This is a genomic window from Rhodococcus sp. UFZ-B548, assembly GCF_903819475.1.
Classification (GTDB): Bacteria; Actinomycetota; Actinomycetes; order Mycobacteriales; family Mycobacteriaceae; genus Rhodococcus_F; species Rhodococcus_F erythropolis.
This window is the reverse complement of record NZ_CAIJDS010000038.1, coordinates 1-15,703: the sequence shown is the minus strand read 5'-3', so window position 1 is coordinate 15,703 and position 15,703 is coordinate 1. Positions and strand designations below refer to the sequence as shown.

9 protein-coding genes and 1 tRNA gene are annotated in these 15,703 nt (G+C 58.1%); 7 read left to right on the top strand and 3 right to left on the bottom strand.

The genetic code is table 11. From position 1 onward, the window contains the following. Positions 1-160 precede the first annotated feature (160 nt). From H7C86_RS25705 to H7C86_RS25680, 6 genes are all read left to right on the top strand, one after another. Positions 161-246: transfer RNA gene (locus tag H7C86_RS25705), tRNA-Leu, on the top strand. A gap of 366 nt (positions 247-612) precedes the next feature. Further along, positions 613-2,163: a class I SAM-dependent DNA methyltransferase gene (locus tag H7C86_RS25700; RefSeq protein ID WP_182262470.1), complete on the top strand. Its 1,551-nt coding sequence runs from the start codon at positions 613-615 to the stop codon at positions 2,161-2,163. Positions 2,164-2,591: 428 nt separating this feature from the next. Next, the gene (locus H7C86_RS37385; RefSeq protein WP_259349296.1) at positions 2,592-3,413 is read left to right on the top strand and encodes a hypothetical protein; all 822 of its coding nucleotides are present in this window, start codon (positions 2,592-2,594) and stop codon (positions 3,411-3,413) included. Positions 3,414-3,415: 2 nt separating this feature from the next. After that, positions 3,416-6,742 carry a type I restriction endonuclease subunit R gene (locus tag H7C86_RS25690; protein WP_182262486.1) on the top strand — a complete coding sequence of 1,109 codons (3,327 nt, stop codon included), beginning with the start codon at positions 3,416-3,418 and terminating at the stop codon, positions 6,740-6,742. Positions 6,743-7,266: 524 nt separating this feature from the next. After that, positions 7,267-7,491: a M48 family metallopeptidase gene (locus H7C86_RS25685; protein ID WP_182262485.1), complete on the top strand. Its 225-nt coding sequence runs from the start codon at positions 7,267-7,269 to the stop codon at positions 7,489-7,491. Positions 7,492-8,452: 961 nt separating this feature from the next. Beyond that, positions 8,453-9,142 (top strand): hypothetical protein, encoded by a 690-nt coding sequence (locus H7C86_RS25680; protein WP_182262469.1) that lies wholly within the window; start codon positions 8,453-8,455, stop codon positions 9,140-9,142. A 184-nt stretch (positions 9,143-9,326) separates the two neighbouring features. On the opposite strand, the gene H7C86_RS25675 is transcribed toward H7C86_RS25680, so the two are convergent. Together H7C86_RS25675 and H7C86_RS25670 are read right to left on the bottom strand one after the other, a co-directional pair. Beyond that, on the bottom strand, positions 9,327-10,169 hold the full coding sequence (locus H7C86_RS25675) for a DUF4062 domain-containing protein (protein WP_182262468.1): 843 nt from the start codon (positions 10,167-10,169) through the stop codon (positions 9,327-9,329). Positions 10,170-10,621: 452 nt separating this feature from the next. Further along, positions 10,622-10,963 carry a hypothetical protein gene (locus tag H7C86_RS25670; RefSeq protein WP_182262467.1) on the bottom strand — a complete coding sequence of 114 codons (342 nt, stop codon included), beginning with the start codon at positions 10,961-10,963 and terminating at the stop codon, positions 10,622-10,624. Positions 10,964-12,077: 1,114 nt separating this feature from the next. Here H7C86_RS25670 and H7C86_RS25665 point away from each other — a divergent pair. Continuing rightward, the gene (locus H7C86_RS25665; protein ID WP_182262466.1) at positions 12,078-15,146 is read left to right on the top strand and encodes a reverse transcriptase domain-containing protein; all 3,069 of its coding nucleotides are present in this window, start codon (positions 12,078-12,080) and stop codon (positions 15,144-15,146) included. 25 nt (positions 15,147-15,171) lie between these two features. Here H7C86_RS25665 and H7C86_RS25660 read toward each other — a convergent pair. Beyond that, positions 15,172-15,703, bottom strand: a 532-nt coding sequence (locus H7C86_RS25660) for an IS630 family transposase (protein ID WP_182262465.1), incomplete at its 5' end; no start/stop codon positions are given.

Sequence of the window (15,703 nt, the reverse complement as noted above, 5' to 3'; positions counted from 1 at the left end):
GTTCCACGGTACTGTCAAATGTCGCTTCGGCAGTACCTGGCCGCTGTTTCAGCATGGTATCGGTTCTGGGCTTTCGGGTGCTCGGTGTTCATCGATTCGTGCCCTGAGCTGCACGAATAGAACTTTCAAAGTTTGTCGTGATAATGTTTCGGCGTTGCTCGGGCGAGTGGCGGAATGGCAGACGCGCTGGCTTCAGGTGCCAGTGTCCTTCGGGACGTGGGGGTTCAAGTCCCCCTTCGCCCACCACGAGCAGTTCCACGAACTGCGACGAACAAGGTCACGAACTCGAAAGAGGTCGTGACCTCGTTCTTTTTGGGTTGGCAACGTGATCAACCTCGCCGGCTGCTGTTGGGGACGAGTGTGCACAGGTCCCCATTCCTGATGTCACCATCTCCTCGGCGGTTTGCGTGACGCGGTCCCCGACTTGAGGCGGGTCAGGCACACTCCAACGCTCGTGAGGGTGACGGCGGATCAGAGCCACTCCGTAGTTCGCTCACAGTGGCGCAGGCACGCACCGGGGACCTCCTGGGACAGCCGCCACGCTGCGGGACGCCAATGTCAGTCGGGCGAGGTTAGCGCCAAACCGGTGTAACCCCCAGCTAATCTCGTAACGTGAAAACTACCGACCTCGCCAAGGTGCGCGCGACCCTGTGGGCCGCCGCCGACGAACTGCGAGCCAACTCGAAGCTGACGCCAGTTCAGTACCGCGATCCGGTGCTGGGTTTGGTGTTTCTTGCCTACGCCGAGAGCCGATTCGAGTCAGTGCGTGGCGAAGTCGAGGCAAGGGCCACCAAGCGCAACCCTGCGACGATCGCAGACTTCAAGGCGAAGTCGGTGCTCTATGTGCCCGATGAGTCGCGGTTGTCTCACCTCGTCGATCTGCCTGAGGGTGACGATGTCGGCAAGGCCGTCGATCAAGCAATCCGGGCTGTCGAGGCTGCCAACCCGGAACTCAAGGACGTTCTTCCTCGCGGCTATCAGAAGCTCGAACGTGCAACGTTGATCGAGTTGCTGCGCATGTTCGCTCCGCTGCCCACCCAACTCGAAGGCGACGCGTTCGGCTTCATCTACGAAGACTTCCTCTCCAACTTCGCTGCTCAGGAAGGCCGGGGCGGTGGTGAGTATTTCACGCCGTACTCGATCGTCCGGCTTATTGTCGAGATCCTGGAGCCGTTCCAGGGCCGCGTCTTTGACCCCGCCTGCGGCTCGGGCGGCATGTTCGTCCAATGCGCCAAGTTCGTTGAGCGCCATCACGAATCGGCCACCAGCAAGCTCTCCATCTTCGGTGCGGAGAAGACGGAGGACACGGTTCCGCTAGCGAAGATGAACCTCGCGCTACACGGTATTTCCGGTGACATCCGTCAGGCCAACAGCTACTACGAGGACCCACACGGCGCGGTCGGCGCGTTCGACTACGTCATGGCGAACCCGCCGTTCAATGTCGACAAGGTCAAGAAGGACCAACTTGCCGGCGACAAGAGGTTCCGGTTTGGCATGCCGCGTAATGACAACGCCAACTACCTGTGGATTCAGGAGTTCTACTCCGCGCTCAAACCGCGTGGTCGCGCTGGCTTCGTCATGGCCAACTCAGCGGGCGACGCGGGCCACTCCGAGAAGGAAATCCGCAAACAGATCATCGAGTCCGGGGCAGTCGACGTGATGGTCTCGATCAGTTCCAACTTCTTCTACACTGTGACACTCCCGGTGACGCTGTGGTTCTTCGACAAGGCCAAGATCGGCACGCCACGCGAGGACACCGTGCTGTTCCTCGATGCACGCCACATCTACAACCAGATCGACCGCGCCCACCGCGACTTCACTCCGGATCAGATCGAGTTCCTCGCCAACGTGGTACGGCTCTACCGGGGGGAGGACGTCGAGAAGGTTGCAGGCAGCGAGACCTTGATCGAGCAGCACTTCCCTGACGGCGCGTACGTCGACATTCCGGGCCTGTGCAAGATCGCCACCCGCGCGGAGATCGAAGCCCAAGGCTGGAGCCTCAACCCCGGTCGATACGCCGGCTCGGCGGCAGTCGACGAGGATGATGAGGACTTCGTGGTCAAGCTTGAGGAGCTGTACGAGGAATTCACGCGGCTGAGTAATGAGGCGGAAGTCCTGCGCGCCAAGGTTGACGCGGCTGTGCAAGGGATCCTCGACGCATGACGGTATGGGAAGAGGTCGTTCTTGGAGACCTATGCGAGCGTGTGACAGTTGGGCATGTCGGGAAGATGGCCAACGAGTATGTCGAGGAGGGCATCCCCTTTCTCCGTTCGCAGAATGTACGCCCATTCGTCATCGACAGGAAGGGCATGCTCTTCATCGGAGATGACTTCAACGCGAAGCTTCGAAAGTCTTCACTCTCGGCTGGCGACGTTGTTGTGGTGCGGACTGGATATCCGGGCACCGCGTCGGTGATCCCGGATAGTCTCGACGGTGCGAACTGTGCCGATCTAGTGATTATCACGCCCTCGGATCGGTTGAATCCACATGTGCTCGCAGGTCTATTCAACTCGGTCTACGGACAACATGCAGTCAAGTCGCAACTCGTTGGGTCCGCCCAACAGCACTTCAACGTGGGCTCCGCTAAAACGATGCGAGTTCGACTTCCTGATCGAGCGGGTCAGGATCGCATCGCGGATGTGCTCCTCGCACTCAACGACCTGATCGAGAACAACCGGCGGCGGGTGGAGGTGATGGAGGAGGTGGCGCGGGCCACATACCGCGGCTGGTTCGTGAATTTCCGTTATCCCGGCCACGAGGAGGTCCCACTCGTTGACTCCACGCTCGGCCCGATTCCTGAGGGGTGGAGAGCAGCGCCCGCCTCGACACCGATCACGGTGAACCCGCGAATCAAGTTGGACAAGTCGGTAGAGCACCCGTTTATCTCGATGGGTGATCTGGATGAACGCAGTATGGGATGCCGACCGAGCGAGTTTCGGTCGGGTGGGTCGGGTGCAAAGTTCGAACAGGGTGACACCCTGTTCGCTCGCATCACGCCCTGCCTCGAAAACGGCAAGACCGGCCTAGTACAAACTCTCGCAGAGGGCGAAGTCGGCCTTGGATCAACCGAGTTTATCGTGCTGCGGGGCAAGGAAGTCGGTCCCGCCTTCACCTACTGCCTGGCACGTGAAGGCGACTTCCGCAAGCACGCCATCGCGAGCATGAGCGGTGCCAGCGGTCGCCAGCGCGTCCGCAACGAGTGCTTCGACACGTACCTGCTCGCTGTCCCGCCAGGGGACGTCGCGGACGCTTTCGAGGCCGTGATGGAGCCACTCTTCTCGCAGGCCGCTGTGTTGCGTGACGAGTCGGAATCGTTGCAAGCGTTACGCGACCGGCTGCTCCCCAAGCTCGTCACCGGTCAGATCGACGTCTCGACGCTCGATATCGAAGCACTCATCGAGGAGCACGTGTAGTGATGATGGCCAAGGGTCCGGAATTCGACTACGTCGAGAAGCCAAGCATGGAGCTGCTTGCCAAGCTCGGCTGGAGTCCAGTCGACGCGTTCTCCGAAACCCTTGGCGCACAGGGCACTCTAGGGCGCGACTACCAGCACGAGGTCGTACTCACCCACCGACTCCGGTTCGCGATGCGCAAGCTCAACCCCGAGGACGTGCCCGACACCTCGATCAACGAGGCCATCGAGGTGCTCACCAAAGACCGCTCGGCCATGGACCGGGTACGCGCCAACCGTGAGGTCAATGACCTGATACGCGACGGCTACCAGGCCGAGTGGAGCGGCGAGAACGGCGAGAAGCGCATCGAGAATCTGCGCTACCTCGACTTGAAGGATGATCCGACGAACAACGACCTGCTGGCGGTGCAGCAGATGTGGGTCAGGGGCCATCTGCACAGTCGCCGACTCGATGTCGCCCTGTTCGTCAACGGCGTGCCGCTGGTTCTGATGGAGTTCAAGGAACCGAACGAGCCGGTCAAGTCGGCGTACGACGACAACCTCACCGACTACCGTGACACCATCCCGCAATTATTCGTCCCCAACTGCTTCGTGCTGCTCTCTAACGGCAGCGAAGCAAAGATCGGCTCGACGTACTCTCCATGGGAGTTCTTCGGCGACTGGAAGGTCATCGACGCCACCGGGACGCGCGGGGCCATTGCGTTAGAGACGGCCTTGCGCGGCACCTGCGACCCGGCGATCCTTCTCGACCTGTTCGAGAACTTCGTCGCCTACATGGAGCGTCCTGGCGGACTGATCAAGAACGTAGCGCGATCGCACCAGTACGTCGGTGTAAACGCAGCGATCGAGAACCTGCACCGCGCGCGTGCCGAACAGGACAATCGGCTCGGCGTCTTCTGGCACACCCAGGGCTCCGGCAAGTCACTGTCGATGCTGTGGTTCACGCAGAAGGTGTTGCGCCAGGTCCAGGGCAAGTGGACGTTCGTGATGGTCACCGACCGCACCGAGCTCGACACCCAACTTCACGGCGAGTTCGCCGCCGCCGGAGCGATCCCATCCGAAGCCAAGGTGCATGCCGAGTCGATCACGCACCTGCGCGAGTTGTTGGCCGCCGACCACCGCTACGTATTCACACTGATCCAGAAGTTCCAGTCTTCCAAAGCGGCCGGCGAGCGTGAGATGCCGGTACTGTCGAACCGCTCGGACATCATCGTCATCACCGACGAAGCCCACCGCAGCCAGTACGACACCCTCGCACTCAACATGCGCCGCGCACTGCCCAACGCATCCATGATGGGCTTCACCGGCACCCCGCTGATCGCCGGCGAGGAGCAGGCGACGCGCGAGCAGTTCGGCACCTATGTCAGCATCTACAACTTCCGCGACGCCATCGAGGATGGCGCGACCGTCCCGCTCTACTACGAGAACCGCATCCCCGAGCTGCAACTGGTCAACGAGGGCTTCTCCGACGAGCTCGACGATCTGCTCGAAGCCGCCGAGCTGGATGAGGATTCCGAGGGCGCTCTGGCGCGGGAGTTCGGCACGCAGTACACGCTGCTGACCCGGCCCGAGCGGCTCAAGACGATCGCTGCCGACTTGGTGCGGCACTTCGTCGGGCGCGGGTTCTCAGGTAAGGCGATGTACGTCGGCCTCGACAAGGCTGCCGCGATACGGATGTATGACCTCATCCGGGAAGCATGGGCTGAGCACCTCGACGATTTGCGTCGGCAGCATGATGCGCTGCCTGAGCTGGAGCGTCCCTGGCTGGCCTCACGGATCGAGCTGATGAAGACCACCGACATGGCGGTCGTCGTCTCTCAAGGCCAGAACGAACTGAAGATGCTCGACGACCGCGGCCTCGACATCCGCCCCCACCGTGAGCGTATGAACCGCGAAGACCTCGCAGAGAAGTTCAAGGACGCCGACGACCCGCTGCGGCTGGTGTTCGTCTGCGCGATGTGGATGACCGGCTTCGACGCCCCAAGCGTGTCGACGGTCTACCTCGATCGGCCGATGAAGAACCACACGCTAATGCAGACTATCGCGCGCGCCAACCGCGTTTTCCCGGAGAAGGACAACGGACTCATCGTTGACTACGTCGGCGTCTTCCGGAACCTGGAGAAGGCACTAGCCGTCTACGGTGCTGCGAACACCAAGGCGTCCCCTATTGAGATCATCGACGCCCTCGCTGGTGAACTGGATTCAGCGGTCGCGGACCTGATCTCATACTGCGCGAGCGCCTGTGTAGACCTCATTGCCATGCGGGATGCCGAGGGGTTCAACCACATCGCCAAGCGCGATGCCGCTGTCGAGGCTCTGCTGGTCGACGAGGAAACCCGAAACGGCTTCACCGTCAAGGCGCGCCAAGTACGGAAGCTCTTTAAGTCGCTTCTGCCGAACCCGAAGGCCGCCGCGCAGCAGCGCACCGTTGCCGCTATCCGGGCGTTGCATGAACGGATCATCGAGGTCACCCGGCCACCAGAGGCCGATATCTCGACCGTGCGCAACGCCGTAGACGCCCTGCTCGACCGGTCGGTCGGCGCTGAGGAGTACGTCATCCGAGCCGCGGCCGAGGGCGCCAAGCCCGACCCGTTTATTGACCTGTCGCACATCGACTTTGATGGCCTTGCGTCGAAGCTCACTGGCCGCAAGCGGGCCGAGACCGACCGCCTCGCACAACTGCTGCGGCAGCAGGCCATCGGTGCGGCGTTGCGCAACCCGACGCGGTATGAGCTGGTCGAGCGCATCGAACAACTGATCGCCGATTACAACGCGGGCAGCGTCAACATCGACGAGTACCTGCGCCGCCTCATTGAGCTCTCCAAGACGCTCACCGAGGAAGAAGAACGCGCTGTCCGCGAAGGCATGACCGAGGAAGAACTCGCGATCTTCGACCTGCTAACCCAACCTGATCCTGTGCTGACGGCCGAGGAACGCGCGGTGGTCAAGGAGAGCGCGAAGAAGCTCCTGGTGCACCTCCACGAGAAGCTCGTCCAGGACTGGCGACGCAAGGTCGCGACGACCAACGACGTCAACAGCACAATCCGCCGCGTGCTCGACGAGGGCCTTCCGGAAGCTCCGTATACGTTGGACATCTTCACAAGCAAGGTCCACCTCGTGTACGACCACGTTCTTACTGCGTACGGCGACGATGGAGACAGCGCCTACAGCCGACGCTCCGACATCAGCTTCCCGCAGCGGGTGGATGTCGACTTGACGGGTTTCCTCGACTTGAACAAGATCGCTGACGACGTGGTGGCGCGCATCCGCTCCGATCCGGACTTCGCAGTCGAGGTTGCAGCGCAGATTAGGATTCGAAACGGACTGTGACAGCTGAATTCTGGGTGTGATGATGCTTTGGCGTCATCACCATGATTCTGCTTGTGGCGTCCGGGATACTTGCGCTTGGTGGACTTGCAGGGAGCTGCCGGGAAGCCGGAGGAGATGTTCGGCGAAGGATTCGATACTGAACTACGCCAGGGGAGGGGAGCCTGCTGGTTCACTGTGCTCGGTAGAACGCAAATTCGGAGCAGCGTCTCAGCTCCAGAGTACGAGGGGGTTGAGGCGGACATGCGTCTGTCCAGGATGGAGATCACCAACCACAGCCGGATCCAGGACCTGGATCTCGCGGTGCGCCGGCATGCGGTCATCGTTGGTGCGAACGACGTGGGCAAGTTATCGATCCTGCGCATGCTGAACCTGCTCCTTGGGACGAGCACCGCAGGCCTCTACCCGACGCTCAAGCCCGGCGACGTGCGGAACCAGGAGCAGCCTCTCGTGGTCAACGCCTGGTGGTCGGGATTCACGGACGATAGCCGTCGTCTCTTTCCGTCCGAGATCAGTATCGCCGGGGACTGCCTCCGAAGAAGTGGGGATCATGTGCACCCGACGGTGTTGTTACCTTGGCGCAGGACCTCGTCGACACTCCCGAGGAGTTCCAGGACTACGTGGTCGTCCACGAGTTGCTCCGCCTGCGCTACCGCTCCCACGGCAAAGCCTTCACAGCAATGATCACCGCTCTGGTTCCCGGTTGGCGTGAGTTGGAGGCATCGAGCCCGGTTCGGGAGGTTCGCCGATGAACTGGACCTACGTCTCAATCATGTCGGGGTTGGTCGCTAGTTTTGTGCCAGGTTTTGAGAACGGGTGGCGTGGTGGAACTTCTGTACGTGATTGAGATGGATGTTCGGTCTTCGGACGACGGGGAGCTGACGCCAGCCGAGGTTCGCGATCGGCTCATGAACCAGCTCGCCGAATGGGTGAGTTTCGAGCATTCCCCAGTGCTGACAGCCGGCGACTTCTCGGCTGACGGGACAGCCACCCTTGTCAGCGGGCGGGAAGGCAGGAGTGACAGCCGTCGGGTCTCCTGGTCAACCGAAGGCGCCGCAGAGACCCACGCGCTAGTCATCACGGTCAGGACCGAGATCACCACGACCGGCCGCGCCGACTTCATTTGCATAGCAACGGTATTCGCTGAAAGCGATCGGACCGTAGTGCGGCTGGAGCTGGGGCGGGAGTCGCTCGACGGTGTCCTCGCACCTGCCGGGATCAACTTCTTTCGTAGACCGCACCTCCTTGTCTCAATTCTTCGTGACCGCGATCTGCAATGCTGGTCGGGCCCAAGCCGGGTCGACGGCCGCTTCAACTGGGTCAACCCCAGACACGCAGAGTTTGTATGGGAGGCGCTTTCTGCAGATGGGAGGCTGCTGCCGATCCTCCTGGTGGACGGAGGAGATGCCTGCGGCGAGAGGCTCGCCCGCAATGCGGCAAGTGAACTCGCTGGCCTTGCACCTGTGCTTGCGGTTGATGCCCAATCTCAGCGCCTACTCGCGGACCGCCTCGACGGCATCGACGCATCAATCCCGCACGGTGGGGCTTGCCTCGTCTGGCCGGACCTCACGCTTCGACACCCGGCGTTCACGGCAGATCAGGCGCAGGTCGCTCCTGGTCGGCTCCTGCGGATGCTGAGTTCAGTTTCGGTCACGGTTCGAGGCATCAACCAGCTGCGCAGCAGAGCGAAAGCTGCCCAGCGCGTAGCCCGGAATGAACAGATCGCGGCCGACCTCGCCGCAGCGAAGTCTGGGGGGAGACCTTTCGAAGGAAGTCGAGACGCAAGCCCGGGTCATTGATGAGCTGAAGGCTGAAGTCGACCAATATGAATCGTGGTTCAAGCAGGTCGAGGAAGAACGTGACAGCTACAAATCCCAGGCCGCAACGGCGGAGTACTGGAGGCAGGAGGCTGACAGGGCTCGCCAGTCAAGCGGGGTTCGCGTTACCGAATGGTCCGAGGCGCCTGACCTCGGCCCCGGGGACCTTACCGATCTGGCGTCATACCTCGGGAAGCAGGCCCAAGGCGCGATTGTCTTCACCAACAACGCGCACCAGTCTTGGAAGCGGGACGACTACCCGAACATCAACGTGATGCGGGATGCCCTCGTTGCCTTGACGAAGGCGGCGATCGACTACAGGCGCCTGGGATGTCAGTTGGGCATACTCCCGGACGACTGGTTCAAGCAGGAGTGGAACCTCACGCTGGCGGCCACGGACAAGTACATGCGGCGGAACAAGCTCGAGCGGTTCACCTTCGACGGCAAGACCTACAGTCGCGAGCCGCACCTCAAACTGGGCGACCACACGTCACCTAATGAGGTCGGGCGCGTGTACTTCGCCATGGACTCCGAGAATGAGCGTTTCATCGTCGACCATGTCGGATTGAAGCTGTACGGACTCTGACCCGTCGAAGCTCAGAGTGAGCTCGGAAAGTGGAGGTAACTGAGCGAGACCAATGGCGTGTTGGCATGTCCATGGTGGATGAGGCGAGGAACGGGCGACAACTTCGCGGTCGCTGAGCCGATGGTGATCCCTCGGCGACCGCCTGCGCTCCCGTAGCCTGAAGCGCCGAACCGTCCGGTGGCGGTTACCCGACGTGGAACACTTCGCTGCGCGCGTCGCCGTTCTCTGCCCAGGTCACCTCGATGACCGGGTCTCCGCCGCCAAAGGTGCGGAGAAGCGTGTAGCGGCGGGATTGGCCGGCGTGGATCACGGTCGAATCCGGACCGTGTATGAAGTTGCCTTCACCGACGATCGTGACGGTGACATCATGCGCGTCGGCGTCCCCTCGGTTGGTCAGTTCGACCCATCGTTTCGTTTCGTTCTTGATCCGTCCCTTGGAGTCGGTCTTCGGAACGCTGGCCTGGCCTGGCTGCGCGAGGAAGTCCACACCCGAGGGCCCACGCGTAACTCGAGGTTCAGCCAGGGCCATCTCGCCGAGGTCGTACTCGATTGCCCGTACCACCTGAGCTGCGATTTCATCGGCGCTACTGAATGTGCCGTACAGGCCGAGCTCCTCGACTTCTGCTCTGAAGTCCCGCAGGGCTTGGAGTTGGCTGGGATCGATGTCGTTCGGGTGAGGCGCGGTCGAAAAGTAAAGGTGGACCGGCTTTCCGCCGGATTGTGCCCTCTCGATCTCTTCCAGTGTGCCGGACAACGCATCCTCAGTCGGAGCACCCAATCGACTCCCGAACATTGCTATGACGACATCGGCACGGCGGAGGAGTTGGGTGTTGATGATGGCCTGAGGCGATCGGCCGAGCTGTGGAACTGCCGATGTTTCCCATCGCAGCGGAACAAGGACCGTCTGCCAACGCTCGGCATTGTGTTCGTTCCACTGTGCCAGCGCGTTGTAGACGGAACTACGCGCATCGGGTATATCGCCCGGTGACGCGATCATCACAAAGACTGCATGGACGGGGATCGGCATGGCCGAATCCTACCGAGCTGCGCCGACATACTTGTGTCTGAATCGGTGCCGGCCATGCAGTTCGGCCAGCTCACAACTCGCGTCGTCCGAGCCAGCGCAGTCACCTTCCGCTGTCACGAGGTCGAGGAAGGTGCGGAGAAGTGTAGTTTGGCGCCCTTGATTGGAAGTCCATGTCCGTCGGAGCGCGCAGTGCTTCATGAGCCGGTGACCAGCCGCAGCATCGGCCCCACCGGCGGTGTCGGCCGGTTGCCCGGCGCCGTGATTGCGGCGTACTCAGGGCTCCGAGCAGGAGACGCAGGACCGTCTGCCCAGGCCGCAAACTCTCTGGAATCTCGGACGAAACGCCCTGGACCACGATTCCCGTTACCGAGCGCGACGTTGCAACGCGAACCGCACAGCACAACACGAGGCTCCAACTCCTTCGAGTTGGGGCCTCGTTTTTCTGTTGTCGGCTAACTGGCCGCAGCCTGAATGAAGCTCAGAATGAAGTCCAATGCGGTGTCTGCAAACGAGTCGTCGACGGGTTGAGGGGCTGCGGCGGGCGCAGTGATCTGAGGCTTCATCATCCCTAGCGGCAGTGTGCCGGGTGGGAGATTGATGATGGCGTTGACGTCGTAAATGGTGTTGCCGGGACCGTTGGTCACCGCGAAAGAGATACTGCCGAAGTCGACGACCGGAGTGTCGGCTGATGCAGTACCCACTGCACTGCCGAAGGTGATCGCGGCAGCGAGCGCGCCGACACCGAAGACGGCGGTGGTCCGGGACAAACGAGTAGGCGTTTCGAGTCCATTCACAGATGTGCTCCCTTTCGTGGTGACAGCATCCGTACACGGACGCCGAGCAGCCAGGAGATTGCAACCACTATCGACGAAGATAACGGACATTCACCCCATGGCGGGGGTGGTTCGACAGGAAGTGCTCCGTCCTTCTGGAGCTACCGGAATGGAGGTTGCCGACGGACTGCAAGTGTCGGAATTCACAAATGACGTGTCCGGTAGTCACCGCTTTGATCGGTACGGCGGCTAAGAAGGATGCGACACCAGTGGCATATTGAAGAATCGATTGGCGAGGTCAATGAAAATCGCCTCGGGCGAAAGCCGGATCTGCGGCCCCATCCACCGGTGCAAGTGGTTCGCCTGATTTCCCCTTGTCGTACAACTGTTTTCGAGGACGGGGGCTCGCCTGGCTAAACTTCCGGGTCCGACAACCGCCTTTTATGTCAGTTAAGCCGCTGACAGAGATCAGACGTCGAAGATCCAGCCTTCGGATGGCGATGCGGACCGGTTCATAGTAGGTCCGGTATCCGGAATATCACTGTCCGCGAAGGTCACTCAAAACAGCATCGGCAGATCGCAGCAAATGGCCGTCCGAACCTGGCCGTGGCCGTAGGCATAGGTGGCCAGTTGAGCACCACATATCCTCTTCGGAGTCGGAGCACTTCAGCCTACCGCCTTCTGATCGATTGTTTGACTCGGAGGAGGCGAATTATCGACTTGGCCACGACCCCGGATACTTCGACCAAATGCTTCAGGTGTATAAACACGAGCGCCTCGCGGCTTTACAGGGGCGGTGATTATCGAGTTTATATCGGTCGATGACGGGAGGGCAGATTTAGAAGGCAGAGAATCAGTAGTGGTCAAGTTGGTAGGGTCGGAGATAAACCACCCACGAAACGAGCACACGCCCGGGATCGCCGGAGTAACTTCGTGGGTGCTACATGAGAAGGATGGTCTCCGTCGAATACCGCTGGATTGTTGCCGATCGAGCGCACGCTTCGCGGTCTACAAGAGTGTGAGGTTACTTACATCCTGAGAATGATTGAAAATACCAGCCGGCGCTCCGTAATAATATAATGTTCTCAATCGTAAGTGTCCATCATTTTGTAAATACCGATAGTAGGAAATAGATATGTCTGAGTCAATCTTAACTGAACTGATCCTGGCTTACCGCAAAGCAAAGGTCGACCTCTACCTCTCATCTGATCCGCGAATCCGTGAGATTATGTCCTACGAGGAAGATTTACACACCAATCTTTCTTCTCTTTCGGAACGGTTAGAGTGTGAGTCAACGGACTGGGTATCTGATCGCGCATTCGTGGGCACATATACCTTCGTGCCGGAATCGGTGAGAGAGTCGAAGGATAATTCGACGTCAGCCGTATTCTGGTCCGACGCATCACATGCATGGAATCAAAGGACTGCAGGAAAACGAGCTAATGCGAAGTTTCGCATGATGTCGCAGTGCAGTATCGACATGCATGTGCTATCCACTTACTGGGTACTTTCGGTCGGTCACAAATTAGAATTGAAACTGGGCCCCGAATCGATGGGAAACAGAATCGCAAGAACTTATTCGGGAGATTTAAAGAAATTCTCGGTCGGAACATTTCAGCACTATCCAAGTGCGTATCAACGTTGGCGAGATGGCGGATTACGGGAGATGAGTAGTGCGCTGCAGGAGGGGCGCTCGATCACTGCCTTGACTGCCGACGTATCTTCTTTTTATCATCGGCTAAACCCCGAGTTTCTCTTAGGTGGAGGGTTTGTAAAAGATGTATTGGGAATCGATTTAACGCCGATCGAATTGAAGATTAATAATCTATTTGTCAATTCATTATTAGCTTGGATTGGTCATGTCTCGTCTGAAACAGGGTGGCGTGAAGTTGGTTTGCCGGTGGGATTACCAGCCTCCGCGGTAGTAGCAAATCTCGCTCTTTTCGAGTTAGATCGCATTATCTTAGATAGGATACAACCGGCATATTATGCGCGCTACGTTGACGACATAATGTTGGTTGTTGACAATAGTTACGTGGAGTCGGATTTTGATATTTGGAATTGTTTGATTGAACACTCTCAAGGTCAACTTAAACTTATCGAACGCGTAGAGCCTAACGGTCGATCATTCAGGGGTGTCCGCTTTTCTCCTTCCTATCTTTCCGGATCTAGAGTCTATTTCGACAATGAGAAGAATAAGATATTCTACCTTTCTGGCACTTCGGGTCAGGCAATGGTGGGGTCCATTAGAAGGGAGCTCGATGCTAGGTCAAGTGAGCGGCGTTCATTTACTGAGGTTCCAAGCGACCCTGTCCAAGTGGGTCGAGAGATCGCTGTTGCTACCCAGAAAGATGGTGAACCGGCAACAACTCTGCGAGACACAGATCAGGTCTCAGTTCGCAGATCCGCATTTGCGACAAAGTTGCGTGACTTTGAAGACTATGAACGCAATCTGGATTTGAAATCCTGGGCGAATCTTCGTACAGCCTTCTTTGCATCGATCAAAGATCAGATTTTGGTTCTCCCAAATTTCTTTGACTATTCTGATTACATTCCAAGGTTGATAAAGCTTGCTACGGCTTGCGGCGATTGGATCTCTCTGGATGTGCTTATTGATGGACTGATTGCCGTCGTTGGCTCTGTAGGTGACACATGTACTGTCAGTGTCAAAAGCTACTCGGAAGGGGGAGGATTCGTCGATAAAAGCTACGTGGATAATGGTCTTGAGGATGAAGAGATTATACGAAAATGGAGCGCGAATCTGACTCGTCAAATATTCGATAATGTAATTAGTGGGGTTTCACCGAATTCCAACACGGTCGAGCTGCTAAGAATTGTCGAGAAATTGAACGACATTGCCGAAGGCGTATATTGGAATCTGGGTTACGCAGCAATCCTTGATCTAAATGACCGTCTCCATAACCGAGATTTATCGCACATCCCTTATCGATTTTCGCTGCTGGAGCCAGATTATGTTCCGCCTCGCACTGCCCGATCACCTATATTGCCACAGGCAGATCCTTCGCTAGAGCTACTTCCAGTTGACCCTGAACTTTCTGCTGGCGCCGAGATGTTGCTTACCGAGTTGAGGCAGTTAGGGCGATTTGGTGGAAGAGAAGTTCCGCGAGGTGGTGTCGTTGCTCCGATCATTTTCTCTACAAGGCCCCCGAATGCGTGGGAGTTATCGTTGGCGATGAGGCGCAAGCATAACTCGCAACTCTTGTCTCCTTGGAAAATAATTCGTTCAATACTGGTCGTATTGCGAGGGCACTCGACTGAATCTATTATTCCGATGTGGCAAACTGAGGATGGAACCAATCCAACTTGGGTAGTTAATTCTGATCACATTCAAGGGAAAGTGAGGATAGCGCTCGCAACCGTGGATACCGAGGAAGCATCCTGGGAATCCGCGGCGAAAGGCTATCCGGATTTGAGTGCAAGACGTTATGAACGATTCAAACGGCTATTTCGAGAGGTGGTATCTAGAAATCCTGCACCGGACTACATCCTCCTACCGGAATTTGCTATGCCCTCCCAGTGGTTCGTCGCATTCGCCGATAAACTTCGTTCTTCCGGAATAAGTTTGCTGTCTGGGATCGAGTATAGGAGTGGCGGAAGGAACACAGTTCACAATCAAGTATGGGCGTCTCTTCGGACAGGCTCTCGGGGATCCAATCTATATACGGTTTATGTGCAGGATAAGCAGCGTGCTGCGCGTTTTGAAAGGATTAAGCTTGATGAATTGGAGGGGTTGAGGTTGGAACCCGAGGTGAAATGGGACCAACCAATTGTAATTTCCCACGGAGATTTTAGATTTGCTATTCTGATTTGTAGCGAGTTGACAAATATTCAGTATCGTTCCGCGCTTCGCGGTCATGTAGATGCATTGTTCGTTCCAGAATGGAACCAAGATATTCACAGTTTTGAGGCGCTGGTGGAATCGGCAGCACTTGATATTCATGCATACATAGTCCAGGCCAATCATCTATCTTACGGAGATTCTCGAATTCGAGCACCACACAAAGATGAATGGGAAAGAGATATATTGAGATTGCGAGGAGGGATTCACGACTATGCAGTTATTGGCGAGATAGATTACTGGGCTCTTCGTGAACATCAATCAGATCCATCTGGTCCGAAGTATCCTTTCAAGCCAATTCCTGATGGATTTGAAGTGTCGCAAGAACGTCTAAGGCCACGCTGACCCTCCATCTGTGGGAGATACGGCGCTAGTGCCCCGAGTTTGAAGTTGTTTTACGGTCGGCTTTCGCCAGGATCTGCTCGGCAGTTTTCGTCCACACGAAAGGCTGCGCCCGCGGATTCCACCCGTTGATGAAGTCCTGAATCTTGCTCGTGAGTTCGCGGACACTGCGGAAAGTCCCACGGTGGATCGCTTGACGTTCGATGATTCCGAACCACACCTTGACGAGGTTCATCCACGACGCCGATGTCGGGGTGAAATGGACATGGATCCGCGGGTTCGCAGCCAACCACTGACGGACCTCGGCCTTCTTGTGGGTCGCGTAGTTGTCCATCACCAGATGTAGTTCCTGATCCGGATACGCCCGTGCCACATGTTTGAGGAACACCAGAAACTCCTGGTGACGGTGCCGTGGCCGGCAGATCCCGGTCACCTTGCCGGTTGCGATCTCCAACGCGGCGAACAAGGTGGTGGTGCCGTGGCGGACGTAGTCATGGGTTTGCTTTACCGGTAATGCGTGATAATCAAACGTGTCGAATTCGAGCATCTGCTCCGCCGGT

What these genes read in the sequence shown, in the direction of transcription:
- H7C86_RS37385 (WP_259349296.1), top strand. Translation starts at nt 2,592, where the DNA reads ATGCGAGTTCGACTTCCTGATCGAGCGGGTCAGGATCGCATCGCGGAT.
- H7C86_RS25680 (WP_182262469.1), top strand. Translation starts at nt 8,453, where the DNA reads ATGAACAGATCGCGGCCGACCTCGCCGCAGCGAAGTCTGGGGGGAGAC.
- H7C86_RS25690 (WP_182262486.1), top strand. Translation starts at nt 3,416, where the DNA reads ATGATGGCCAAGGGTCCGGAATTCGACTACGTCGAGAAGCCAAGCATG.
- H7C86_RS25675 (WP_182262468.1), bottom strand. Translation starts at nt 10,169, where the DNA reads ATGCCGATCCCCGTCCATGCAGTCTTTGTGATGATCGCGTCACCGGGC.
- H7C86_RS25665 (WP_182262466.1), top strand. Translation starts at nt 12,078, where the DNA reads ATGTCTGAGTCAATCTTAACTGAACTGATCCTGGCTTACCGCAAAGCA.